Source organism: Bradyrhizobium sp. UFLA06-06 (assembly GCF_054820065.1).
This window is the reverse complement of the sequence record NZ_JADFUD010000013.1, coordinates 13094-36035: the sequence shown is the minus strand read 5'-3', so window position 1 is coordinate 36035 and position 22942 is coordinate 13094. Positions and strand designations below refer to the sequence as shown.

General features: G+C 64.4%; 21 protein-coding genes and 1 pseudogene. 9 read left to right on the top strand and 13 right to left on the bottom strand.

Translation table 11 applies throughout. The annotated features are described in order from the left end of the window. Window positions 1-51: 51 nt before the first annotated feature. The 3 genes from IF803_RS13760 to IF803_RS13750 form a co-directional block, all read right to left on the bottom strand. Window positions 52-1677: an FMN-binding glutamate synthase family protein gene (locus IF803_RS13760; protein WP_411782245.1), complete on the bottom strand. Its 1626-nt coding sequence runs from the start codon at window positions 1675-1677 to the stop codon at window positions 52-54. A gap of 641 nt (window positions 1678-2318) precedes the next feature. Next, window positions 2319-3188 (bottom strand): patatin-like phospholipase family protein, encoded by an 870-nt coding sequence (locus tag IF803_RS13755; RefSeq protein ID WP_080583354.1) that lies wholly within the window; start codon window positions 3186-3188, stop codon window positions 2319-2321. 234 nt (window positions 3189-3422) lie between these two features. Beyond that, complete coding sequence (locus IF803_RS13750) at window positions 3423-4196, bottom strand: ferredoxin--NADP reductase (RefSeq protein ID WP_024581583.1); 774 nt, start codon at window positions 4194-4196, stop codon at window positions 3423-3425. A 349-nt stretch (window positions 4197-4545) separates the two neighbouring features. Between IF803_RS13750 and IF803_RS13745 the strand changes: the two genes are divergently transcribed. After that, window positions 4546-5481 carry an ATP-grasp domain-containing protein gene (locus IF803_RS13745; RefSeq protein WP_461192491.1) on the top strand — a complete coding sequence of 312 codons (936 nt, stop codon included), beginning with the start codon at window positions 4546-4548 and terminating at the stop codon, window positions 5479-5481. Window positions 5482-5539: 58 nt separating this feature from the next. Here IF803_RS13745 and IF803_RS13740 read toward each other — a convergent pair whose 3' ends face one another. Beyond that, window positions 5540-5740 (bottom strand): hypothetical protein, encoded by a 201-nt coding sequence (locus IF803_RS13740; protein WP_028341810.1) that lies wholly within the window; start codon window positions 5738-5740, stop codon window positions 5540-5542. 20 nt (window positions 5741-5760) lie between these two features. After that, window positions 5761-6117 (bottom strand): response regulator, encoded by a 357-nt coding sequence (locus IF803_RS13735; protein WP_304497626.1) that lies wholly within the window; start codon window positions 6115-6117, stop codon window positions 5761-5763. A gap of 215 nt (window positions 6118-6332) precedes the next feature. Between IF803_RS13735 and IF803_RS13730 the strand changes: the two genes are divergently transcribed. Further along, on the top strand, window positions 6333-6590 hold the full coding sequence (locus IF803_RS13730) for a hypothetical protein (protein ID WP_304497627.1): 258 nt from the start codon (window positions 6333-6335) through the stop codon (window positions 6588-6590). A gap of 114 nt (window positions 6591-6704) precedes the next feature. Here the strand turns inward: IF803_RS13730 and IF803_RS13725 are convergent, their stop codons facing one another. After that, entirely contained in the window at window positions 6705-6869 is a 165-nt protein-coding gene (locus tag IF803_RS13725) for a hypothetical protein (protein WP_304497628.1), read from the bottom strand. A gap of 66 nt (window positions 6870-6935) precedes the next feature. On the opposite strand from IF803_RS13725, the gene IF803_RS13720 reads away from it, so the two are divergent. Continuing rightward, complete coding sequence (locus IF803_RS13720; protein ID WP_304497629.1) at window positions 6936-7163, top strand: hypothetical protein; 228 nt, start codon at window positions 6936-6938, stop codon at window positions 7161-7163. Between the two features lie 260 nt (window positions 7164-7423). Here IF803_RS13720 and IF803_RS13715 read toward each other — a convergent pair whose 3' ends face one another. Continuing rightward, a complete protein-coding gene (locus tag IF803_RS13715; protein ID WP_461192490.1) occupies window positions 7424-8380 on the bottom strand; it encodes an amino acid ABC transporter substrate-binding protein in 957 nt (318 codons plus the stop codon). Between the two features lie 12 nt (window positions 8381-8392). Continuing rightward, on the bottom strand, window positions 8393-9682 hold the full coding sequence (locus IF803_RS13710) for a dicarboxylate/amino acid:cation symporter (RefSeq protein ID WP_028336266.1): 1290 nt from the start codon (window positions 9680-9682) through the stop codon (window positions 8393-8395). A gap of 227 nt (window positions 9683-9909) precedes the next feature. On the opposite strand from IF803_RS13710, the gene IF803_RS13705 reads away from it, so the two are divergent. After that, window positions 9910-10911, top strand: a complete 1002-nt coding sequence (locus IF803_RS13705) for an NADP-dependent oxidoreductase (RefSeq protein WP_461192489.1) — start codon at window positions 9910-9912, stop codon at window positions 10909-10911. A 366-nt stretch (window positions 10912-11277) separates the two neighbouring features. Here the strand turns inward: IF803_RS13705 and IF803_RS13700 are convergent, their stop codons facing one another. Beyond that, window positions 11278-14448 carry an efflux RND transporter permease subunit gene (locus IF803_RS13700; RefSeq protein WP_461192488.1) on the bottom strand — a complete coding sequence of 1057 codons (3171 nt, stop codon included), beginning with the start codon at window positions 14446-14448 and terminating at the stop codon, window positions 11278-11280. 12 nt (window positions 14449-14460) lie between these two features. Next, window positions 14461-15663 (bottom strand): efflux RND transporter periplasmic adaptor subunit, encoded by a 1203-nt coding sequence (locus tag IF803_RS13695; protein WP_461192487.1) that lies wholly within the window; start codon window positions 15661-15663, stop codon window positions 14461-14463. A 204-nt stretch (window positions 15664-15867) separates the two neighbouring features. Between IF803_RS13695 and IF803_RS13690 the strand changes: the two genes are divergently transcribed. From IF803_RS13690 to IF803_RS13670, 5 genes and pseudogenes are all read left to right on the top strand, one after another. Continuing rightward, complete coding sequence (locus IF803_RS13690) at window positions 15868-16656, top strand: cysteine rich repeat-containing protein (RefSeq protein WP_461192486.1); 789 nt, start codon at window positions 15868-15870, stop codon at window positions 16654-16656. 40 nt (window positions 16657-16696) lie between these two features. Next, window positions 16697-16918, top strand: a complete 222-nt coding sequence (locus IF803_RS13685) for a cysteine rich repeat-containing protein (RefSeq protein ID WP_028341819.1) — start codon at window positions 16697-16699, stop codon at window positions 16916-16918. Between the two features lie 110 nt (window positions 16919-17028). Beyond that, a pseudogene (locus tag IF803_RS13680) lies at window positions 17029-17239 on the top strand (hypothetical protein). 115 nt (window positions 17240-17354) lie between these two features. Beyond that, window positions 17355-18485 carry an FAD-dependent monooxygenase gene (locus IF803_RS13675; protein WP_461192485.1) on the top strand — a complete coding sequence of 377 codons (1131 nt, stop codon included), beginning with the start codon at window positions 17355-17357 and terminating at the stop codon, window positions 18483-18485. Next, a complete protein-coding gene (locus IF803_RS13670) occupies window positions 18482-20092 on the top strand; it encodes a benzoate-CoA ligase family protein (RefSeq protein WP_461192484.1) in 1611 nt (536 codons plus the stop codon). Before IF803_RS13675 ends, IF803_RS13670 begins: the two co-directional genes overlap by 4 nt. Window positions 20093-20474: 382 nt before the next feature. Here IF803_RS13670 and IF803_RS13665 read toward each other — a convergent pair whose 3' ends face one another. Genes IF803_RS13665 through maiA form a run of 3 tightly spaced genes read right to left on the bottom strand, consistent with a single transcriptional unit; the run spans window position 20475 to window position 22793 of the window. Further along, window positions 20475-21659, bottom strand: a complete 1185-nt coding sequence (locus IF803_RS13665; RefSeq protein ID WP_461192483.1) for a 3-hydroxybenzoate 6-monooxygenase — start codon at window positions 21657-21659, stop codon at window positions 20475-20477. Next, the gene (locus IF803_RS13660) at window positions 21659-22171 is read right to left on the bottom strand and encodes a MarR family winged helix-turn-helix transcriptional regulator (protein ID WP_026191972.1); all 513 of its coding nucleotides are present in this window, start codon (window positions 22169-22171) and stop codon (window positions 21659-21661) included. Before IF803_RS13660 ends, IF803_RS13665 begins: the two co-directional genes overlap by 1 nt. Continuing rightward, a complete protein-coding gene (gene maiA / locus IF803_RS13655; protein WP_461192482.1) occupies window positions 22161-22793 on the bottom strand; it encodes a maleylacetoacetate isomerase in 633 nt (210 codons plus the stop codon). Before maiA ends, IF803_RS13660 begins: the two co-directional genes overlap by 11 nt. Between the last annotated feature and the right edge of the window lie 149 nt (window positions 22794-22942).

Here is a 22942-nt window from a genome sequence, read left to right as displayed (position 1 = left end):
AGCGTGGCCCCGGATTACGCTACTTCATCCGGGCTACGGATTTGCCGTCCCCTACCCCGCCGGCTGGAACGAATCCGCGCGCGCCATCGCCCAGGCGTCGCGGAAGCGGCGGTCCTGGGTGCCTGCGAGCAGTTCGCCGGGGCGCAGCGTCGGATAGAGCTCGGCGAAGGAAGAGACCTCGGTGGTCGAACTGCGCTGCGAGAAGTGGATCGGGCGCAGCTCCTTGGTGTGCTCGAGGCCGGCGGCGGCGAGCAGCTCGGTCAGCGCGTGCAGGGTCGAGTGGTGGTAGTTGTACACGCGGTCGATCTTGTCGGGCACATAGAGCGCGCGGTTGCGGATCGGGTCCTGCGAAGTGACGCCGGTCGGGCAGCGATCGGTGTGGCAGCTCAGGGACTGGATGCAGCCGAGCGCGAACATGAAGCCGCGCGCCGAATTGCACCAATCGGCCCCGATCGCCATCGCGCGCGCCATATCGAAAGCGGTCGCGATCTTGCCGGAGGCGCCGATCTTGATGCGATCGCGCGCGCCGATGCCGACCAGCGCGTTGTGGACGAAATTGACGCCCTCGCGCATCGGCATGCCGAGATGGTCCATGAACTCGAGCGGCGCGGCGCCGGTGCCGCCTTCATTGCCATCGACCACGATGAAGTCGGGATAGAGCCCGCTCTCGTGCATCGCCTTGCAGATCGCCAGGAATTCCCAGGGATGGCCGATGCACATCTTGAAGCCGGCCGGCTTGCCGCCGGACAGCTTGCGCATCCGGGCGACGAATTCCATCATCTGCAGCGGCGTCGAGAACGCCTTGTGATAGGCCGGCGAGATGCAGTCCTCGCCCATCGGCACGCCCCGGATCTTGGAAATCTCCTCGGAAACCTTCGCCGCCGGCAGCACGCCGCCGTGGCCGGGCTTGGCACCCTGGCTGATCTTGAGCTCGACCATCTTGATCTGGTCGTCGCCCGCGACGCTTGCGAAGAGATCCGGATTGAAGGTGCCGTCGCGATTGCGGCAGCCGAAATAGCCGGAGCCGATCTCCCAGATGATGTCGCCGCCCATCTCACGATGGTACGGGCTGACGCCGCCCTCGCCGGTGTCGTGGGCGAAGCCGCCCTTCTTGGCGCCGGCATTGAGCGCCCGCACCGCGTTCGGGCTCAGCGCGCCAAAGCTCATCGCCGAGATGTTGAAGACCGACGCCGAATAGGGCCTGGTGCAGTCGGGGCCGCCGACGGTGATGCGGAATTTCTCCTCGGCACGCGGCTTCGGCGCCACGGAATGATGCATCCACTCATAGCCCTCGCGGTAGACGTCCTCCTGGGTGCCGAACGGCCGCTTGTCGAGCACCATCTTGGCGCGCTGATAGACCAGCGCGCGGGTGTCGCGGGAGAACGGCATGCCGTCCTTCTCGCTCTCGAAGAAATATTGCCGCATCTCCGGGCGGATTTCCTCGAGCAGGAAGCGCATATGCGCCGAGATCGGGTAGTTGCGCAGCACCGCGTGGTTCTTCTGGGTGAGGTCGCGGATGCCGAGCAATGTCAGCGCGCCGAAGATAACCAGCGGAATCAGAACGATCTTGAAGACCTTGTGATCGAAAATTCCAACCAGCAGCAGCAGTGCGGTGACGACGGCGCAGATGGTCAGCACGATGAAGCGTGGCGAGAACGGAAGCAGCATCGTATCCATGAAATTCCTCCGGTCTGGCCAAATGCCCTGTCGGCCGCGAGCCTAATCCAACTCGCGGAACAAGTGCACTACGGTTATACGGCCGAGCAGTCACAGATGTGACAACCGCCCGAATGGGCGGGTGCGGATACCGGTCAAATTGAAACGGTATCGCCTTTTGCACTGCAACGGAGCGCAGCGGATGCGATAATCTGCCGTCGCAGGAGCGCGCTGCCAAAATATCGAAAACAACCCCATGCAAAGGAGCCGGCTGCGGCCGGCGCTCGACAGGGCGACTTGACACGTCGGGCAAATCAGCGGTACTTTTCCATTATCCAGAAATCGTAGAGACGCCTCTCGCCCGGAAGCTGCGCCATGCGCTTGCGGGCGAGGTCGCACCACATATGGGAAAACCTGGCACGGTACTTCCCTGCGGCCATCCTTCGAGACGCCCGCCGCGGCCCCTCCAGCACGTCGTCCCTGCGAAAGCAGGGACCCATAACCACAAACTGCCAATTGTCGGGCGATGCTGGAACGACGAGTCCCTGCAACAAAGTCCGCGGCGGCGTATGGGTCCCTGCTTTCGCAGGGACGACGATGAGGATGGTTTCCGTTTTGAAGCGTCACACGACGCGGCGTCACCACCTGCGCGGTCGTCCGCATCAATGCTCGTGCGGCTGCAATTCGTGCGGGATATGCCCGGGCTTCAGGCCGTCGCCGTCAAGCCAGGCGTTGGTGGTGTCCAGCGCCCGGGTGATGTGATCTGCGGTCCGGGAGAAATCGTAGGGCGAGCCGACCAGCGGGCAGAGCGGCGGCACCACGAAATACTCGACATCGGGCGCGATGTTCTCGAGCTCGTTGACGAGCTGCCGCGCGATCAGGAGCGTCAGCGCATGCAGCGCATTGGCGAGCGCGCCGACCGGCGGCGCCTGGTTGGCGCAGGCATGCCCGGTCGGCAGCACGATCAGGCGTTTGGCGCCGTGCCTGACCGCGACGCGGACGGGCGTGTTGCTGGAGATCGCGCCATCGGCCAGGAAACGATCGCGGTAATGCACCGGCGTGAATGCACCCGGGATCGCGGTCGATGCGACGATCGCCTCGGCTGTCGAGCCTTCCGACAGCACCACGCTGTCGCCGCTGATGATGTCTGTGGTGACGATGTGGATCGGGATCCGCGCGTCCTCGAGATTGCGGAACGGGATGTAGTCGTCGATCAGCTTGCGGACGCCGTCATGCGGGATCAGGAAGTCGCGCCGCCACAGGAAGCTCACCAGCGTCCGCCAGGTCACCGGAAACACGTCCTGCCGGTTGAGGCCGCGCCAGATCTCGGCCAGCCGCGCGACGCCCGAGACCGTCGGGTCGCCGGCATAGAACGCGCCGTTCAGTGCACCGACGCTGGAGCCGACCACCATGTCGGCGACCACGCCATGCGCGGCCAGCGCCTGCAGCATGCCGACCTGGATCGCGCCAAAGCTGCCGCCGCCGGCGAACACAAAGGCGGTCTTCGGTGCATCCGGATCGGTGATGGACAAGGTGCTACTCCCTGATCGCCGCGTTCGGGAAACGGCTGCGCGGCGTTGGGGCAGTTATAGCAGTGGGGGAATGGACGGCGCCACATACTCACGGGTCGTCCTGGCGAAAGCCAGGACCCATTACCACAAATGCAAAAGGCTGGAGCCCGATGGGGCCCCAGCCTTCGACAAACAAAGAGCGGTGGTTATGGGTCCTGGCTTTCGCCAGGACGACAATCTTAAAAGCTCACGGCCCTAGCGCTCGACGAACGCCTTCTCGATCACGAAGTGACCGGGGGTATTGCCGCTGCCTTCCTTGAAGCCGCGCGTCTCGAACAGCTGCTTCAGCTCTTCCAGCATCGCCGGGCTGCCGCACATCATGATGCGGTCGGTCTCGATGTCGAGCGGACCCTGATGCAGATCGGTGAACAGCTGGTTGGAGGTGATCAGGTCGGTGATGCGGCCGCGGTTGCGGAACGGCTCGCGCGTCACGGTCGGATAGTACGAGAGCTTCTCGGACAGCAGCGGCCCGAACAATTCGTCGTCGCGCAGCTTGGCGACCAGCTCCTCGCCATAGGCGAGCTCGGAGACCTGGCGGCAGCCATGCACCAGCAGGATCTGATCGTAGCGATCATAGACCTCGGGGTCCTTGATCAGGCTGGCGAACGGCGCGAGGCCGGTGCCGGTCGACAGCAGCATCAGCCGCTTGCCGGGAATCAGGTTGTCGGTGATCAGCGTGCCGGTCGCCTTGCGGCCGACCAGGATGGTGTCGCCCTCGCGGATCTTCTGCAGCTTGGAGGTGAGCGGGCCGTCCTGCACCTTGATCGAGAAGAACTCGAGCTCTTCCTCGTGATTGGCGCTCGCCATCGAATAGGCGCGCAGCAGCGGCCTTCCGTCGACCTCGAGGCCGATCATGGCAAACTGCCCGTTCTGGAAGCGGAAACCGGAATCGCGGGTCGCCCGGAAGCTGAAAAGCGTATCGGTCCAGTGCTGAACGGAAAGAACTTTCTCTCGATAGAACGCGCTCATGGGGTTTCGTTTTCTCGACTGACCAGAATTAGAATGATTTGACTCTATTGGCGCATGACCTGTTCGGAAAACCGGTGCCCACTTTTCCGGGTCATGCTTAGACTGCTCGCGACGGCGCGGAAGTGGCCGAAATCACTGAAGATCTCGCGTGTCCATTGCGCCAATGCAGGAGATAGTCAAGATCAACTGGCGTGCAATTGCGATCTCAGAATGGCAGTCGTTCGATTTCGCGCAGAGGTTCAACCGCGTCATCGTTAACACGTGGGACTGCACGTAATTTACTTGCTGAGATCGGCATCGATCTGGCAATTAATTGCTACGAAAACCGCGGTGAAGGGAAAATGATCTCGTGGTCCTGATCAGCCAGCGAATCTTCCTGGAAACCATCAAAAAATATTGTTTGGCGCACGCGATTGCCGTCGAGGTGCAGTCCGGCGGCTGGCTGGTCACCATGACCAAGGGCAACGCGCGGCGGCTCGCGATCGGCTACGACGTCGGGCTGAACAGCGCGGTCGCGCATCAGGTCGCCAATGACAAATCGGCCTGCGCGGACGTGCTGGCATCGGCCGGCGTTCCCGCCATTCCGCACACGCTGTTTTTGGGTGCGAAGTTCAGCAAGCACATTCCGGGATCGGACTCGCTGGACGCGATGCAGCGTCTGCTCGAACAGCATCCGCGGGGGCTGGTCGTGAAGCCCAATGAGGGGACCTCCGGCGAGCTTGTCTTCCGCGTGACGACGCGAGCGCAGCTGGAGACGGCGGTTGCGCGCATCCTTGCCGCGCATCCAAGTCTTGCCATCTCGCCCTACGCCGAGATCGCGGACGAGGTGCGCGTGGTGCTGCTCGATGCGCGCGCGCTGATCGTCTACGGCAAGACGCGCCCGTCGGTGGTTGGCGACGGCATCCAGTCGCTGCGCGCACTGGCGCAGGCGAACGCGACGGACGAGCAACTCAAGACCATCGCCGAGGAGTTCGATGCCGCCGCGCTCGACGCCGTTCCGCCCGCCGGCGAACGGCTTCTGCTCAACTGGCGGCACAACCTCGATGCCGGCGCGGAGCCCGTGCTGCTCGCCGATGACGCGACGCGCGAGGCCTGCGTCGCGCTCGCGATCAAGGCCGCGCAAGCCGTCGGCATCCGCTTCGCCTCGATCGACGTCGTGCGCACGGAGGGCGTGTGGAAAATCCTTGAGGTGAATTCCGGGGTGAAGATGGAAGCGCTGGGGCACCGGCATCCGGCGCTGGTCGAGGCGGCCTATTCGGCGGCGCTGGACGAAGTGTTCGCGTAACGTCTCCCGGCCCGATGACGCGGGCTCGACGGCGCTATCCTGCACTGTGGGCGCCCAATCAGCCTTGCGGGTGCTCCTTTTCATAGGCGGCGACGATCAGTTCCGATTGCTCGATCTGTGCCGTGAGACGGTCGATCTCGGCTTGCGTCTCTGGAAACACGTCAGCCCCCGCCGTATTTCCGGATTGCAATTCCGCGATCAGCTCCCGGTTCTTCGCAATCTGCTCCCGGTGCCAATCGATTTCAGGATCGTCTTGCATGGGCCACCCATCGGCGAGACCTACGACGCCAGCTCTCGCAGCAGCATGGGTGGATAAACCGGCTTCTCGAAAAACTTGACGCCCTCGGGCAGCGCGCTGTCCGGGGGCCGGCCCGAGATGACAAGGACGCGCACGCCCGGGTCGCAATCGAGGGCCAAACGAGCAAGTTCGACGCCATCCATTTTGCCCGTGAGCTTGATGTCGGTGACCACCAGCGACGGATGACGCATCTTGATGGCCAGCGCTGCCGTCTCGGCGTCTTCGCACTGGATGACGTCGAAATGACCTTCCTGCAACAACAGCGCAATCATGTCGCGCTGGATCGTGTCGTCTTCAACGACAACGGCTATTTGTCGAATTGGCCTCGCGTGACCCATGGCAACCTCCAAACAACCAACCAGAGTTAACGAATGAGGATGTTTATGGTTCTGGTTCCCGCTTCATGAGGGACTGCTCCGGCGGACCTTTGCAGGTTCCGAGCGGAACAACTTTGGAGGTTTCGGCGTCATTGATGGGCGACGAGCCGGACGAGCCGAATGGTTCGGGCCTGAGCAAGGGAATTCTTGCGACATAGTGCCAGGAGGCAAAGCTCATGAAGAACGCGGTGCAGCCGGATCAGGATTCTTGCGAACCCCACGGAACTGACGTGACGGCTGGCGCGACAGGCTATGTGTCCTCTCGACGATTGATTGAGGATCAGGCCCTTGAACGACCCGCGCTCGTCAAGCCGCCCGGGAAGCCGCACGAAACGACCGATCCGCTTCGCGCTCGCCTGCCGCACGACGTCATCTCCGAAATGGAAGCAGAGCTGAAGCAACAGGTCGATCGACTTGTCGCCGAACGACATTAGCCGGTGAAGCGACGAGCTCGCCGACTTCAACAACCGAATCTTGCCTGCCGATGATGCTCCAGAGATCGCGGCGCGTGGACACTCGAAGAAAGATCCCGCCGGATCGACGGAGCTTTAATGGGTGCGATTGGAGCGATTCTTGGGCGCGCGATTTTCCAGGTCATGGTTGTTCTGGCGGCGGTCGGCATCGTTGCCCTCGCATGTATGGCGGTTCGCGGCGGCTGACGCGGGGGCGGTGGTGCGGCTGGCACCGAAGCTCTGGCCGTCATTTTGATCCATTCAGCGCCTTGCTCATCCCGCGCAAGGGAGTACGCTTCCGCGCATTGATTGATCCGGACACAGATTATGCGCAAACTTCTTTTGGGCCTACTCGCAATCGCGGCGTTCGCCGCCGCCTTCAATCCTCCGGCCGCCAACGCCGTGTTCTGGCGCGGCGTCACGGCCCCGACGAACATCGACATCCACGGCTACCCGATCATCAAGGAGCCGCCTCCGAGCACATGCCAGCTGATCCATGTGAACGGATACTGGGTCCGGCAGTGCCTGGATTTGTCGCGCCGCTATTGGCGGTGACGCGCGCCAGACTTCCCGACCTCTCCCCGCAAGGGGCAGGGTTATCGCATATGCCCCTTGGCGACCGCGCAAGTGCTGGGCCTCGTGGTTCGAGACGCGCCGCAAGTGGCGCTCCTCACCATGAGGGTCTACTATTGTGCCGCAAAACAAGACCTCATCCTGAGGAGCCCGCCGAAGGCGGGCGTCTCGAAGGATGGCCACGAGGGCACCGCCACGAAATGCGATTGCCCTGCCGCAAGGGGAGAGGTCGAACCTCGCGGCTAGTTCGACCCGCCCGGTGAATCGTCGAGCGCCTTGAACGCCTCTTCGAGCTGCGGCGACAGCGCGACGTTGAGCTTCTCGCCGGTCGGCAGCCGGGCGACGAACCATTTGTTGTAGAGCGGGACGATGTCGCGGTTCGAGGCGAGCCTGCGGAACGCGCGCTCGACCACGTCCTTCATCTGCGGCTCGCCCTTGCGGTACATGATGCCGTAGGGATCGTAGGACAGGTAGTCGCCGGTGACGCGGAATTTGTCCCGCGACTTGTGCCGCGCGATCAGGCCGTAAAGCAGGATGTCGTCGGTCGCGAACGCGTCCGCCTTGCCGTCCGCCAGCATCTGGTAGGACTGCTCGTGGTCGGGGGCGGTGACGATGTTGAGGCCGAGCTTTTGCTTGGCGTCGACATTGTGCATCGCCTGCTCATTGGTGGTGCCCTTGGTCACCACCACCGTCTTGCCCTTGAGGTCGGCAACCTGGGTGACGCCGGAGGCCTTCGGCACCATCAGCTTGGTGCCGGCCACGAACATCAGCGGCGAGAATGCGACCTGCTTGCCGCGCTCGGCATTCGCCGTGGTCGATCCGCATTCGAGGTCGATCTTCTTGTCGACGACCGCCGGAATGCGGTCGTCGGAGGTGACCTTGACGTAGTCGACCTTGAGATTGGCGTCGTCGACCTCGGTCCCGATCTCCTCGACGATCGCATCGCACAGCTCGAGGCTGTAGCCGATCGGCCGGTTGGAGTGGTCGAGGAACGAGAACGGCAGCGAGCTTTCGCGATAGCCGATCCGCACCGTGTGCGTGGCCTTGATGTTGGCGAGCGTGGGGCTGAGCCCCTCGCCCGCCGGCTGTGCGGACGCCGGTGCGGCGAGCAGGCTTGCCGCCAGCAGACACGCTGACAGCAGGCATGTCGACAGTAGAGGCGCCTCAGCCCGTATCGGCCTCCAGCGGGCGCGATGCATGCATCCCTCCCCTCAATGGCCGGCCATCACGGCGCCCGGCACCGCATCCTGCGGCACCGCGTCGTCGGGCCCGAGCTCGTGCTCGGCCTTCAGCTCGCCCTCCCACTTCGCGACCACGGCGGTCGCCAGCGAGTTGCCGATCACGTTGGTGGCGCTGCGGCCCATGTCGAGGAAGGTGTCGATGCCCATGATCATCAGCAGGCCCGCCTCGGGGATGTTGAACTGCGCCAGCGTCGAGGCGATCACCACCAGCGAGGCGCGCGGCACACCGGCAACGCCCTTCGAGGTGATCATCAGCGTCGCCAGCATCGCGAGCTGCGTGCCGACCGACATTTCGATGTGGTAGGTCTGCGCGATGAAAATGCTCGCGAAGGTGCAGTACATCATCGTGCCGTCGAGGTTGAAGGAATAGCCGAGCGGCAGCACGAAGGCCGAGATGCGCGAGGAGGCGCCGAACCTGTTCAGCCCCTCCAGCGTCTTCGGATAGGCCGCCTCCGACGAGGCGGTCGAGAACGCGATCATCAGCGGCTCGCGGATCAGCCGCAAGAGATGGCTGTAGCGCGGCCCGATCACGATGAACCCGACGACGACCAGGATGCCCCATAGGATCAGGAGCGAGAGATAGAAGCCGCCCATGAAGACGATGAGCTTCCAGAGCACGCCGAGGCCGTTCTTCGAGACGGTCGCCATGATCGCGGCCCACACCGCGAGCGGCGCGAACAGCATCACATAGCCGGTGACCTTGAGCATGATGTGCGCGAGGTCGTCGATCAGGCTCATGATCGGCTTGGCCCGTTCAGGCATCGCACCGAGCGCAACCGCGAAGAACACCGCGAACACGACGATCTGCAGAATCTCGTTCTGCGCCATCGCGTCCGCGATCGAGGTCGGGATCAGATGGGTGAGGAATTTTTCGATCGAGAACGCGGACACCGGCAGCCCGGTCGACTGGGCCTTGTCGGGCAGCGTGCCGGGGAAGTTGGCGCCGGGCTGCAGCAGGTTGACCATCACGAGGCCGAGCAGCAGCGAGACGAAGGAGGCGGAGACGAACCAGCCCATGGTCTTGGCGAAGATGCGGCCGAGCTTGGCACCGCTTCCCATATGGGCGATGCCACCGACGAGGGTCGCGAAAACCAGCGGCGCGATGATCATCTTGATCAGGCGCAGGAACAGCATCGCGATCAGGTTGACGTCTGCTGCGATCTCGGCACGGCTGTCAGGAAAGTAGTTGAAGACAATCGTCCCCATCGCGATGCCAAGGACCATCGCAATCAGGATATACTGCGTAAACCTGCTGGACATTCTCTTACCCCCGTAGTTCCCGGCGGAGGGCAAGTGTGGCAGATTTACGCAGCTACGCAACACGCTTGGCGTCCAGCGCGACTTTGCCGAAACGTTCCCGTTGTGGAATGCCAGCGCGCGGATTAGCGTTCATGCAGCGCACAATCTGTGCAAGGCGCTGCGCGCGTCGTAGTCAATTTGCATGCGAAACGACCAACGCCAAGGGAAGGCAAAAGGGGGAGACACCAATGAACGACACCGTCAATCGCCAGATCCTGCTTGTCGAAAAGCCGACCGGCAAGCTTGGCCCCGAGCATTTTCGCCTGACCAAGGGGACGATCCCCGCACCGAAGGACGGCGAGGCGCTGGTGCGGACGCGCTACATCTCGCTCGATGCCGCCAACCGCGCCTGGATGCACGGCGCCACTTACCGCGCTGCGGTGGAAGCCAACACCGTGATGGCTGGCGGCAGCATCGCCGAGGTGGTGTCGTCGAATGACCCGAGCTTGAAGCCGGGCGACATCGTGTTCGGCGACACCGGCTGGCAGGACTACGCCGCCGTACCCGCCAAGCATCTCGCCAAAATGCCGAAGCTCGAGCCGATGACGCATCTGCTCAGCGTCTACGGCATCGCCGGCCTAACCGCCTATTTCGGCCTGCTCCACGTCGGCAAGCCCACGGAGGGCGAGACCGTAGTGGTGTCGGCGGCCGCCGGCTCGGTCGGCTCGATCGTCGGCCAGATCGCCAGGATCAAGGGCTGCCGTGTCGTCGGCATCGCCGGCGGCAAGGACAAGTGCCATTGGCTGACGAGCGAGCTCGGCTTCGACGCCGCGGTCGACTACAAGGACGGCGCCACCTACAAGGCGCTGCGCGCGGCCGCGCCCAAGGGCATCGACGTCTATTTCGACAATGTCGGCGGCGACATTCTGGAGGCCTGCCTGGCGCAGATGAACAATCGCGGCCGGATCGCCTGCTGCGGCGCGATCTCGCAATATGACGGCGTCCCCTCCGCGCACGGCCCGCGCGGCGTGCCCGGCCTGATCGTGGTGAAGCGGCTGATCATGCAGGGCTTCATCGTGATGGACTACATGGACCAGCGCGACGCCGCGCTCGCCGACCTGCAGTCCTGGGTCGCCTCGGGCAAGCTCAAGGTGCAGGAGGACGTCATCGACGGCCTCGAGAACACGCCGCAGGCACTGATCGGGCTCCTGGCCGGCGAAAACCGCGGCAAGCGCATGGTGAAGGTGTAGGCGGGGAACATCTCCGAACCCGTCATCCCCGCGCAAAGGCTTCGCCTTTGTCGCTGGAGGAGCGCGTAGCGCGTCTCGAAGGATGCACGGCCCGGCTGGTGGCCGTCGACCCTTCGAGACGGCCGCTTCGCGGCCTCCTCAGGGTGACGGTGTGAGAGTTGTAGCGAGTGGCTTCCCAACGTCGTCGTCCTGGCGAAAGCCAGGACCCATAACCACCGAATTCGATTGAGAGTGCGATAGTGGCCCCAGCGTCACACAAAAACAAGCGGTTGGGGTAATGGGTCCTGGCTTTCGCCAGGACGACGGTGAATACATTCACATTCTCTCAGGATGACGGGGAGAGATCTGAATGCACTCGGCGCGGTCCTAATGCAGCGTGCCCGACGCCTGCGATGCGGCTTGCGGCGCGGCGGTCTTGCCCTTCTTCGCCTTGCGCCAGTTCTCGAAACTCTGCACCACGACGAAGAACGCCGGCACGAACAGCACGGCGAGGCAGGTCGAGGCGATCATGCCGGAGAACACGGTGATGCCGATCGACTTGCGGGCGTTGGCGCCGGCGCCGGTCGCGATCACCAGCGGCAGCACGCCGAGGATGAAGGCAAACGACGTCATCAGGATCGGCCGGAATCTCGCGCGCGCCGCGTCGATGGCCGAATCCAGCACCGACCGTCCGTCGCGCAGATGACGTTCCAGCGCGACCTCGACGATCAGGATCGCGTTCTTGGCCGACAGCGCGATCAACAGGATGGTGCCGATCTGGGTGTAGAGGTTGTTCTCGATATTCAGGCTCAGCAGCACCAGCGTCGGGCCGAGCAGCGACAGCGGCACCGCTAAGATCACCGAGATCGGCGCGTACCAGCTCTCATACTGCCCGGCGAGCACGAGATAGACCAGGAGCAGCGCCAGCGCGAACACATAGTAGATCTGGCTGCCGACCTCCTTCTCCTGGTACGACATCGCCGTCCACTCGAAACCCGAGCCGGGCGGCAGCGTCTTTGTCGCGATCTCCTCCATCAACGCCATCGACTGGCCGGACGAGTAACCCTGCGCCGGCAGCCCGATGATGGAGGCGGACGGATAGAGGTTGTAGAGGCTGATCAGCGACGGTCCGATCGAGGGCGTGATCTTGGCGACCGTGCCAAGCGGGATCATGTCGCCGTTGCTGTTGCGCACCATCATGTTCTCGATATCGCGCAGGCTCAGGCGGTACTGTGCCTCGGCCTGGGTATAGACCTGGAAGGTGCGGCCGAACTTGGTGAACTGGTTGACGTAGCTGGCGCCGAGATAGGTCGACAGCGCCGCGAAGATCTGGTCGGGGGTGACGTGCAGGGTCTGCGTCTTGATGCGATCGACGTCGACGTCGAACTGCGGCACCATCGAGCGGAACGACGACTGGACCCGCTGCAGCGCGCTCTGGGTCTGTGCATTGGCCACGATCGCCCCGGTGACCGCCTGCAGCTTGCTGTAGTCGGCATTGCCGTCGCGCAGCTCGACCTGCATGGCAAAGCCGGCGGCGTTGCCGATGCCCTGGATCGGTGGCGGCGGGATCACCAGGATGCGCGCCTCCGGGATCACCGCGAGCTTGTCGTTGAGCCCGTAGACCAGCGAACGCAGATCCTCGCCCGGCCCGCGCGCGCCCCAATCCTTCAGGATCAGATAGGCGACGCCGGCATTGGCGAGGCTCGAGGAGTTGTCGAGCGCGGAGATGCCGGCGATGCTGATCACCTGGTCGACGCCGGGGGTCTTGCCGGCGATCCTGGTGACCTCGTCGAGCACGTGCTGGGTGCGGTCGAGGGCCGCGCCGTCGGGCAATTGCACCGCGGCGAGCAGATAGCCCTGGTCCTCGATCGGAATGAAGCCGGTCGGCACCCGCGACAGGCCGTAGCCGGCAAGCCCGATAATGACGAGCGCAACGGCGACCGAGGTCTTGGCATGCCCGGCGATGCCGCTGACCAGCCGTGTGTAGCCGCGCTCCAGCCGGTCATAGACCGCGTTGAAGCCGCGATAGAAGAAATTGCGCTGCTCGGGCGGAGCGGGAGGACGCAGCCATAGCGCGCACTGTGTCGGCTTCAGCGTCGCGGCGTTGACGGCGCTGAGCAGCGCGGTGGCGGCGATCACCAGCGCGAATTGCGCGTACATCCGCCCGGTCAGCCCGGGCAGGAACGCCGCCGGCAGGAACACCGAGATCAAGACCAGCGTGATGCCGACGATCGGCGCGAACAATTCGTCCATCGCCTTGATCGCGGCGTCGTGGCCCGACATGCCGCGCTCGATATTGTGCGCCGCGCCCTCGACCACGACGATGGCGTCGTCGACCACAATGCCGATCGCCAGCACGATCGCAAACAGCGTCGACAGGTTGATGGTGAAGCCGAGCGCCGCCATGGCCGCGAACGCGCCGATGATCGTGACCGGCACGGTGGTCGCCGGCACCAGCATCGCCCGCCAGTCCTGCAGGAAGACCAGGATCACGACCAGCACCAGGAGGCCGGCCTCGAACAGGGTCTTGTAAACCTCCTCGATCGAGGCGTTGACGAATTTGGTGGTGTCGAACGGCGTGTCGTATTTGATGTCCTGCGGGAACTGCTTGGCGAGTTCCGCCATCTTCTTCTCGACGGCCTTCTCGACCTGCAAGGCATTGGCGCCCGGCGACTGGAACACGCCGATGCCGGTCGCGGGCTTCTGGTTCAGCGAGAAGATCTGGCTGTAGGTCTGCGCGCCGAGTTCGACCCAGCCGACGTCGCGGACCCGGGTGACGTCGCCGACATTGCCTGACTTGACGATGATGTCCTCGAACTGGCTCTTGTCGTCGAGCCGGCCGTTGACGTTCAGCGTGTACTGGAACGCCTGGCCCGCCGGCGTCGGCGGCGCGCCGACCTGGCCGGCGGTGACCTGCTGGCTCTGCTGCTGGATCGCCTGGATGACGTCCTGCGGCACCAGCCCGCGCACCTGCAGCTTGTTCGGATCGAGCCAGACCCGCATCGAATATTGCCCGGCGCCGAACACCGTGACGTTGCCGACACCCGGAAGGCGCGACAGCTCGTCCCGGATGTTGATGGTAGCGTAGTTCGACAGGAACAGGCTGTCATAGGTATTGTTCGGCGAGGTCAGCGTCACGAACAGCAGGATCGAGGTCGACCGCTTCTGGACCGTGACGCCCTGGTTCTGCACCGAGGTCGGCAGCTGCGACAGCGCGCTGGAGACACGGTTCTGCACCAGCACCTGCGCGAAATTGAGATCGGTGCCGATCTTGAAGGTCACCGTCAGCGTATAGGTGCCGTCGGCGCCGCTGTAGGACTGCATGTACAGCATGTCCTCGACGCCGTTGACCTGCTGCTCGATCGGCAGCGCCACGGTGTCGACCACCGTCTTGGCCGAGGCGCCGGGGTAGCGCGTCGTCACCTGCACCGTCGGCGGCACCACGTCGGGATATTGCGCGACCGCGAGATTGTACAGCGCCACGCCGCCGATCAGGATCATCAGGATCGCGATGACGTTGGAAAGGACCGGGCGCTCGATGAAGAATTTCGAGATCATGGCGCGTGCGTCCTATTTGGCGGCTGTCGGCGCCGCGTCGGCCTTCTGCACCTGCGGATCGACCTTCTGCCCGGGGATCGCACGCAGCAATCCGGCGGTCACGATGCGGTCATCGCCCTTCAGGCCGCTCTCGATGACGCGCAGCCCCTCATCGAGCGGGCCGGTCGTCACCTTGCGCTGCTCGACCACATTCTCGGCATTGACGACCAGCACGTAGCGGCCGGCCTGGTCGCTGCCGATCGCGACGTCAGGCACCAGCAGCGCGTTGTCCTGCTTTTCGAACGGCACGCGAACGCGGACATAGAAGCCGGGCAGCAAGGTCCGGTCCGGATTTGCGAACACGCCGCGGACCGCAAGCGTGCCGGTCGACTGGTTGAGGGTCGGCGAGATGTAATCAAGCTTGCCCTTGTGCGGATAGCCGGTCTCGGTCTGCAGGCCGACCTCGACCGGCAACTGCCTGAGCTCGTTGACCGACAGACCACGACGGCGCGCTTCATCCCGCACCCGCTGCACGTCCTGTTCGTTGACGTTGAAATTCACATAGATCGGGTTGAGCTGCACGATGGTCGCAAGCTGGGTCGGCGACGCCACGCCGACCAGCTCGCCGACCGAGACCAGGTGATTGCTGACGATGCCGTCGAACGGCGCGGCCACGTTGGTGTAGCCGTAGTTGACCGCCGCGATCTTGGTGTTGACCTGGGCCTGCTGCAGACTGGCCTGGGCGTTGTCCCGGGTGGACGTCGAGGTATCAAGGGTCGCCTGCGAGACCGCCTGCCGCTGCACCAGATCGGTCTGCCGCTTGAAGTCGAGATCGGCCTGCTTCAGCGTCGCCTGCGCGCCGACCTCTGCGGCCTGCGCCTGTTCCAGCTTCAGCTTGTAGGTCTCCGGCTCGATCGTGAACAGCGTGGTCCCCGCCTTCACGAAGGAGCCGTCCTGATAGTTGATCGCCTGCAGGAAGCCCTGCACGCGCGCGACCAGATCGACGGTCTGGATCGGCGCGGTGTTTCCGGTGGCGTCCAGATAACGCGTGATGGCGCGCTGCACCGGCGGCGCAACCTCGACCTTGGGCGGCGGCGGCGCAACAAAACTGTTTTGCTCGCAGGCACTTAAACTGACGAAGGCCGATACGACGAACGCGACGCGCGCAAGCGGTGTATTTCGCACCCGCACAAAATTGCTCTGACCGAAATGTGCCGACACGCGCGCATGCCTCATTTCCGAGCCTCGATTCAAATGACTTAATTTAATGATCTCGTGACGGGCAAAAAATCCGCCTGCTTCATCCATAGCAACAATCCGCTTGCAGCGGAACTCGAAAGCGAAAATGATGCCGCTCGCCGAGGTTGTTACAACAAGACTTTTTCAGAACTCAGTTCAGTTGAGCCGGACGCATCCGGCGCGACCAGAGGATTAATTCAGATGATCAATGCGTTGACACGAGCAACGAAGCTGTCCGCATGGCTTGCGCTTGCGGCATTCATGAGCACCGCACCGGCCTTGTCGCAGGCGCCGACCCAGGCGCAGCGCGACGCCATCAAGTCGCAATGCCGCAACGACTACATCGCCCACTGCTCCAGCGTACCGCCGGGCGGCGAAGCCTCGCTGCAATGTCTGCAGAAGAACATGGCAAGCCTCGGCCCGGGCTGCGCCAGCGCGGTGAAGGCCGTCGAAGCGCCGGCCGCCGCACCGAAGGCAGACACCGCGCCCGCGGCGGCCAAGACCGAAGCTGCTCCCGCGGCAACGGCCAAGCCTGCCACCGAGGCCGCCGCACCGAAGGCGGCCGGGACGCCGTCCAACGCGCAGATCTCCGCGATCCGCAGCGCATGCCGCTCCGATTATCCCAAGGTCTGCGCGGGCGTGCCGACCGGCGGCGCGCCGGCGCTGCAGTGCCTCGAAAAGAACAAGGGCAAGCTTTCGCCGGCCTGCGAGAAGGCCGTGGCCGCCGCTGGTGGCGGTGCCGCCGCGCCGGCCGCGGGCGCTGCAGCGACGACGGCAGCACCAGCCGCGGCGCCGGCCGTGATCGCGTTGCGGCCGCTGCGGCCGCGCGAAGAGCTGCTCGTGCTGCGCTCGGCCTGCGGCGCCGACGTCCGCTCGATCTGTGGCGGCGTCCAGCCGGGCGGCGGGCGGATCGTGCAGTGCCTCGCGACCAATGCGGGCTCGCTGTCGCCGGCGTGCCGCGACGTGCTGGCGCCGTTCGCGGCGCGGTAATCCTGTTGTCACGCGATCGACCGGAAAAGGGGAGCCAACAATGCTGCGCATTATCCTGACCGCCGCGCTGCTCTGCGGCGCAACCGCCGTCTACGCCCAGGAGCTGACATCAGCACAACGCGACGCCTGCATGGGCGATTACGAGAAGTTTTGCAAAAGCGTGACGCCCGGCGGCGGCCGCATCATCGCCTGTCTCGCCAAGCAGAGCGACAAGCTGGCGCCCGCCTGCAAGAAGGTGCTGGCGGAAGCGGAAAAGAAATAGCCGAGTAGGCGGTGAGACGACATGTGCCCGGCGATCGCCGGGGCACGGAGCCGTAGCACCTTGTTGTCACCTACGGGCCAAGCATACCTCACCCCGGAAGAGGGAATTTCATGCGTTCAATATTGCCGATCACCGCAGCCCTGCTGTCCTTTGCCGCGACCATGACCTTTGAGTCCTCCGACGCCAACGCGGTCGTTTGCGCGCGGCGTCTATCGCGCCGGCTGCGCCGGTCCCAACGGTGCGGTCGTCGCCCGCAAACCCGTCGCCGCCGGTTGCCGCTGGGTGTGGGTCGGCGGGGTCAAGGTCCGCCGCTGCTACTGAGACTTTCAGCCCCAGGCGGCTAGTCGCCGCGCGCATTTTCCCTCTGGTGTTCCCGCCGGAGGGCGATTAGTCTGGACCCAAATTGTAAGTACACTGTCAATCTGGGAGGCAGACGTTGCGGATCGCCGTGATCGGCGGAGGGCCCGGCGGGCTCTATTTCGCCTATCTCTGGAAGAAGCGTCATCCCGACGCCGAGATCGACCTGTTCGAGCAGAACGCCGCCGGCGCCACCTGGGGCTTCGGCGTGGTGTTCTCCGAGCAGGCGCTGGACTTCCTGCGCGCCGACGACCCCGAGACGGTCGACGCCATCGCCCCGCTTATGGAGAGCTGGAAGAACATCACGCTCAATCTGCGCGGCGAGAGCGTCGAGATCGACGGCGTCGGGTTCTCCTCGATCGGGCGGCTGGCGCTGCTGACGATCCTGCAAGAGCGCGTCCGCAGCACAGGCGTCACGCCGCGCTTCGACACCGTGGTGCAATCGGTCGATGAGCTCAGGGGTTACGACCTGATCGTCGCCGCCGACGGGCTGAATTCAATGGTCCGCCGCGGCTATGAGGCCACCTTCGGCGCGTCGGTCTCGCATTCCTCAAACAAGTTCGCCTGGTACGGCACCACGAAAACCTTCGCGACGCTGTCGCAGACCTTCGTGGCGACCGAGCGCGGCAGCTTCAACGCCCATCACTATCGCTATGCGAAGGACATGAGCACCTTCCTGGTCGAGTGCGATGCGGCGACCTGGGCGGCCTACGGCTTCGCCGACAAGAGCATCGAGGAGTCGCAGGCGATTTGCGAAGACGTATTCGCCGCGACGCTGGACGGCCACCGGCTGATCTCGAACAAATCGGTGTGGCGCAATTTCCCGTGGATCTGGAACGAGCGCTGGTCGCACGGCAACATGGTGCTGATCGGCGACGCCTTGCATTCGGCGCATTTCTCGATCGGCTCGGGCACGCGGCTTGCGATCGAGGATGCGATCGCGCTGACCAAGGCGCTGGAGACCGAGAGCGGCATCGCCGCCGCGCTTGCCCGCTACGAGAGCGAGCGCAAGCCGATCGTGAAGAAGCTCGTCACCGCGGCGCGGACCAGTGCCGACTGGTACGAGCATTTCCCCGCGCACATGACGCTCGATCTGATGGATTTCGCCTACAGCTACATCACCCGCTCCGGCCGGATCGACGACGCGCGGCTGCGCACGATGTCGCCCGCCTTCATGGCCCGCTACGCAGCCGCAAAGGGACAATCATGACCGGAATCTCCGACCAGGTTCCGCTGGACAATCCCGGTGCGCGCGAGATCGGCTTTACGATCCCCGAGCGCTACAATGCGAGCTGCATCCTGTTCGACAATCTCGGCAACGGGAATGCCGAGCGCCTGGCGCTGACCGGCCCGGCCGGCACGCGGACCTATCGCGAGCTCTGCACTGAGGCCGCACGCTGGGGCCACGCCTTCCGGTCGCTTGGACTGCAGCGCGGCGACCGCGTCCTGCTGTTTCTCGACGACACCCCGGCCTATCCCGCGGCATTTTTCGGCGCGGTGCGCGCCGGCTTCGTGCCGCTCTTGATCAACACGCTGACCACGCCCGAGCTGCTGCAATTCTATCTGTCCGACGCCGGCGCACAGGTCGCGGTCACCGATGCGGAATTCTGTGCGCGCTTCAACGCGGAAGCCTGCAAGGACACGCCGCTACGCACGCTGGTCGTGGTCAACGGCTCCGCCGGCGATCACGCCGTCGCCGAGGCGCGCAACGCCGGCGACTGGCTGCAAGGATTTCCGATCGAGCTCGACGCGGCCGACACCCACCGCAACGAGATGGCGTTCTGGATGTATTCGTCGGGCTCGACCGGCCGTCCCAAGGGCATCGTGCATCTGCAGCACGACATGGCCTATAGCGAGCGCGCCTTTGCCCGCAATGTGCTGAAGCTAGAGCCCGGTGATATCTGCTTCTCGGTGCCGAAGATCTTCTTCGCCTATGGTTTCGGCAATTCGATCACGTTTCCATTTTCGGTCGGCGCTGCGACGCTGCTGCTGCCCGGCCAGCCGAAGCCGGCTGCGATCTTCGCGGCGATCGGACAATATCGCCCGACCGTGTTCTTCGGCCTGCCGACGCTCTACATCTCGCTGACCAAGGCCGAGGGCGCCGGGCAAACCGATTTCTCCTCGCTGCGGATGGCGGTCTCGGCTGCCGAGGTGCTGTCGGCCGATGTGTTCAACGGCTGGAAGCGGCTCACCGGGCTCGAGATCATCGAAGGCCTCGGCTCGACCGAAGTGCTGCACGTCTATCTCAGCAACCGCGCGGAGCGAAAGAAGCTCGGCGCCGCCGGCCTGCGCGTGCCTGGCTACGAGGTCATGCTGCGCGACAGCGACGGCCGCGAGGTCGGCGACAATGAGGAAGGCATCTTGTGGGTGCGCGGCGATTCCGCGACGCCACTGTACTGGAACCGGCCGGACAAGACCGCCGAGACCGTGCGCGAGGACGGCTGGATCTACACCGGCGACCGCTTCATGCGCGACAGCGACGGCTTCCACTTCTTCCGCGGCCGCGCCGACGATCTGATCAAGATCTCCGGCCAGTGGGTCTATCCGCTCGAAGTCGAGCTTTGCCTCGCCGATCACCCCGACGTCCGCGAATGCGCCGTCTACGCCGCCGAATTGCCTGACCGGCGCATGACGCTGCGCGCCGTGGTTGTCATGAACAAGGCCGGCTTCGACACGGCCGAAGCGGCGCGGCGGCTGCAGGATTACGTCAAGACAAAGCTGTTGCCGTACAAATATCCGCGCGAGGTCAAATTCATCGACGAGCTGCCGAAGACCGGCACCGGCAAAATCGACCGGCAGGCGGTGATGCGGATGTGAGTGCGCCTGACTGCGCAACACTGCCGCCACAGATTCGATGTCGTCCCGGCGAAAGCCGGGACCCATAACCACAAATGTGTGTGGCGCAAAGGCTGGGGCCCCAGCTCACCTCAACAACAACCATTCGTGGTTATGGGTCCCGGATCGCGCTTCGCTTGTCCGGGACGACGAACAATTAGCTGTTCCACCATCCGGCCACACATTCGATGTCGTCCCGGCGAAAGCCGGGACCCATAACCACAAATATTTGTGGCGCGAAAGCTGGGGCTCCAGCTCACCTCAACAACAACCATTCGTGGTTATGGGTCCCGGATCGCGCTTCGCTTGTCCGGGACGACGAGGGAGAATGCGGCGAGCGCCGCGTGTATCGACTGCCGGGCAGTTACGCCTTTAGCCCCGTCCCGCCGTACAGCCACGCGATATCGTCGCACCACTCGGCTTGCGACTTCGCGCTCATGATCGCGTTGCGGAAGCGGGCGTGCTCGCCTGAGGGATGGTAGACGTGTTCGCCGATCGCGCGTGACATCAGTTGCACGCGCGCCGTGCGCGGGAAGCGTTGCGCGCTGTAGGCTTCGAGCGCCGCTGTCTGGTCATCGTGACTGGCCAGCATGTGCGACAGGCAGACCGCGTCCTCCATCGCCTGGCAGGCGCCCTGCGCGAAATATTGCAGCATCGGATGCGCGGCGTCGCCGAGCAGCACCACGCGGCCGTCGATCCAGCGCCCGGTGGGATCGCGGTCGCACAGCACCCAAAGCTTCCAGTTGGTGCCGTGGCGGATGATGTTCTGCGCCCGCTCGTGGACATGGGTAAAACCCTTCATCACCTCTTCCTCGGACACCGGCTTGCCCGCGACCGGCTCCGGCGCGTTGTTGTGATAGGTGACGACGAGGTTGAACACCTTCCAGCCCGACAGCGGATAATGCACGATGTGGCATTTCGGGCCGGCCCACAGCGTCGCCGCGTTCCAGCGCAGATCCTCCGGCATCTGCTCGGTCGGGATGACCGAGCGATAGGTGGTGTGGCCGGAGACGCGCGGCGGGCCGTCCGCCGTCACCTGCTTGCGGATGTTCGACCACAAGCCATCGGCGCCGATCAGGAGGCGGCCGCCGATGCGCTCGCCACTCGCGAGCTTTGCGGTCACCGACGAGCCGTCCTGCTCGTAGCCTGTCACCTCGCTGGACACGCGCAGTTCGATCAGCTCGTGATTCTGGCACGCGCGCAGGAACACCCCGTGCAGATCGCCGCGATGCACCACGGCATAGGGATTGCCGAACCGCGCGCGAAAGGCATCGCCGAGATCGATATGGGTGATCTCGTCGGCGGTCAGCGCATCCATCAGCCGGAGCTGATCGATATAGACGGCCATGTTGCGCGCGGCCTCACCGACGCCGAGATAGTCGAAAGCGTGGAACGCGTTCGGGCCGAGCTGGATGCCGGCGCCGATCTCGCCGAGCGCGGCAGCCTTCTCCAGCAAGATGGAGCGGATGCCCTTCTGCGCGAGGCCGAGCGCCACGGCGAGGCCGCCGATGCCGCCGCCCGCGATCAGGACAGGTCTCGTCTCCGCCATCAGCCCGACCTCCCGAGATGTTCGAGCGCGTCCTCGGCGCGCAGCGGTACGCGCGACGCCTCGTTGTTGAGGTCGACCAGCTGGGTCAACAACGCCAGCAACGTCTTGCGGTCGGCCGGCTTCAGCGGCTGCAGCATCCGCGCCTGTGCCTTGTCGACCGAGGGCATGATATCGCTCAGCACCGCCGCGCCGGCCTTGGTAAGATAAAGCAGCTTGACCCGCTTGTCCTCGGGCGCAGGCTTGCGCACGATGAACTCCTTGGCCTGCAGCCGCTCGATCACGTTGCCGAGCGTGGAGCGGTCGAACGCGATCACCGCGGAGAGCCTTGTGGCGTCGATGCCGGGATGGGTCGAGATCGTGACCAGCGCGGCATATTGCACCGGCGTCAAGTCGAACGCCTTGCACTCCTCGATGAACAGCGCGACCGCGATCTGCTGCATCCGCCGGAACAGGTAGCCGGGCGCGGTGTAGACCGCGTCCATCGTGACGGGCGTTGGCTTGTTATTCGGCATCGGGCTGCTTGTCCGGGGCAGCGTCGGCAAACGCCTTGACCTGTTTGGCCGCGGCCTCGGCCTTGAGCAGGCGCGGATAGGCCGAGACGTCGACACCGAAGCGCCGCGCATTGGCGAGCTGCGGCACCAGGCAGAGATCGGCAAGCGTCGGCGCATCGCCAAAGCAGAACGGCCCGGACTCCGCCGCGATCAGGGTCTCGCAGGCCGACAGTCCCTCGCGGTTGGCCCAAGCCGCCCATTCCGTCACCTGCGCCTCGGGCAGGCCGAGCTGACGCAGCCGCGCCAGCACCTTCAAATTCTGCACCGGATGCGTGTCACAGGCGATCGCCTGCGCAAACGCCCGCACCTTTGCGCGCCGCAGCGGATCCTTCGGCAAGAGCGGCGGGTTGGGATTGGTCTCGTCGAGCCATTCGATGATCGCGAGCGACTGGGTGAGGATCGCGCCGGCGTCGCTCTCCAGCGTCGGCACCAGCCCCTGCGGATTGATCGCAAGATAGGCCGGCGCGCACTGCTCGCCCTTGCGCAGATGATGCGGCAGATGCTCTGAGGTGAGCCCCTTCAGATTGAGGGCGATCCGGACCCGGTAGGACGCGCTGCTCCGGAAATAGCCATGCAGCTTCATCGGAACCTCCCCTGCATCATCTGGTTTTGACGCGTTTTCTTCACGCGAACCGGTATCCACTTCGCTCGAAAGCGCTATGGGCTTGTTTGATTGACGCTAGCCATATTGTCAGTATACTGTCAATTAAATTGCACCAACAAGAATGATGG

Excerpts from the sequence above, each read along its gene's own strand:
- IF803_RS13760 (WP_411782245.1), bottom strand. The coding sequence starts at position 1,677 with ATGGATACGATGCTGCTTCCGTTCTCGCCACGCTTCATCGTGCTGACC.
- IF803_RS13750 (WP_024581583.1), bottom strand. The coding sequence starts at position 4,196 with ATGAGCGCGTTCTATCGAGAGAAAGTTCTTTCCGTTCAGCACTGGACC.
- IF803_RS13740 (WP_028341810.1), bottom strand. The coding sequence starts at position 5,740 with ATGCAAGACGATCCTGAAATCGATTGGCACCGGGAGCAGATTGCGAAG.
- IF803_RS13735 (WP_304497626.1), bottom strand. The coding sequence starts at position 6,117 with ATGGGTCACGCGAGGCCAATTCGACAAATAGCCGTTGTCGTTGAAGAC.
- IF803_RS13730 (WP_304497627.1), top strand. The coding sequence starts at position 6,333 with ATGAAGAACGCGGTGCAGCCGGATCAGGATTCTTGCGAACCCCACGGA.
- IF803_RS13725 (WP_304497628.1), bottom strand. The coding sequence starts at position 6,869 with ATGGATCAAAATGACGGCCAGAGCTTCGGTGCCAGCCGCACCACCGCC.
- IF803_RS13720 (WP_304497629.1), top strand. The coding sequence starts at position 6,936 with ATGCGCAAACTTCTTTTGGGCCTACTCGCAATCGCGGCGTTCGCCGCC.
- IF803_RS13715 (WP_461192490.1), bottom strand. The coding sequence starts at position 8,380 with ATGCATCGCGCCCGCTGGAGGCCGATACGGGCTGAGGCGCCTCTACTG.
- IF803_RS13710 (WP_028336266.1), bottom strand. The coding sequence starts at position 9,682 with ATGTCCAGCAGGTTTACGCAGTATATCCTGATTGCGATGGTCCTTGGC.
- IF803_RS13705 (WP_461192489.1), top strand. The coding sequence starts at position 9,910 with ATGAACGACACCGTCAATCGCCAGATCCTGCTTGTCGAAAAGCCGACC.
- IF803_RS13700 (WP_461192488.1), bottom strand. The coding sequence starts at position 14,448 with ATGATCTCGAAATTCTTCATCGAGCGCCCGGTCCTTTCCAACGTCATC.
- IF803_RS13695 (WP_461192487.1), bottom strand. The coding sequence starts at position 15,663 with ATGAGGCATGCGCGCGTGTCGGCACATTTCGGTCAGAGCAATTTTGTG.
- IF803_RS13690 (WP_461192486.1), top strand. The coding sequence starts at position 15,868 with ATGATCAATGCGTTGACACGAGCAACGAAGCTGTCCGCATGGCTTGCG.
- IF803_RS13685 (WP_028341819.1), top strand. The coding sequence starts at position 16,697 with ATGCTGCGCATTATCCTGACCGCCGCGCTGCTCTGCGGCGCAACCGCC.
- IF803_RS13670 (WP_461192484.1), top strand. The coding sequence starts at position 18,482 with ATGACCGGAATCTCCGACCAGGTTCCGCTGGACAATCCCGGTGCGCGC.
- IF803_RS13665 (WP_461192483.1), bottom strand. The coding sequence starts at position 21,659 with ATGGCGGAGACGAGACCTGTCCTGATCGCGGGCGGCGGCATCGGCGGC.
- IF803_RS13660 (WP_026191972.1), bottom strand. The coding sequence starts at position 22,171 with ATGCCGAATAACAAGCCAACGCCCGTCACGATGGACGCGGTCTACACC.
- maiA (WP_461192482.1), bottom strand. The coding sequence starts at position 22,793 with ATGAAGCTGCATGGCTATTTCCGGAGCAGCGCGTCCTACCGGGTCCGG.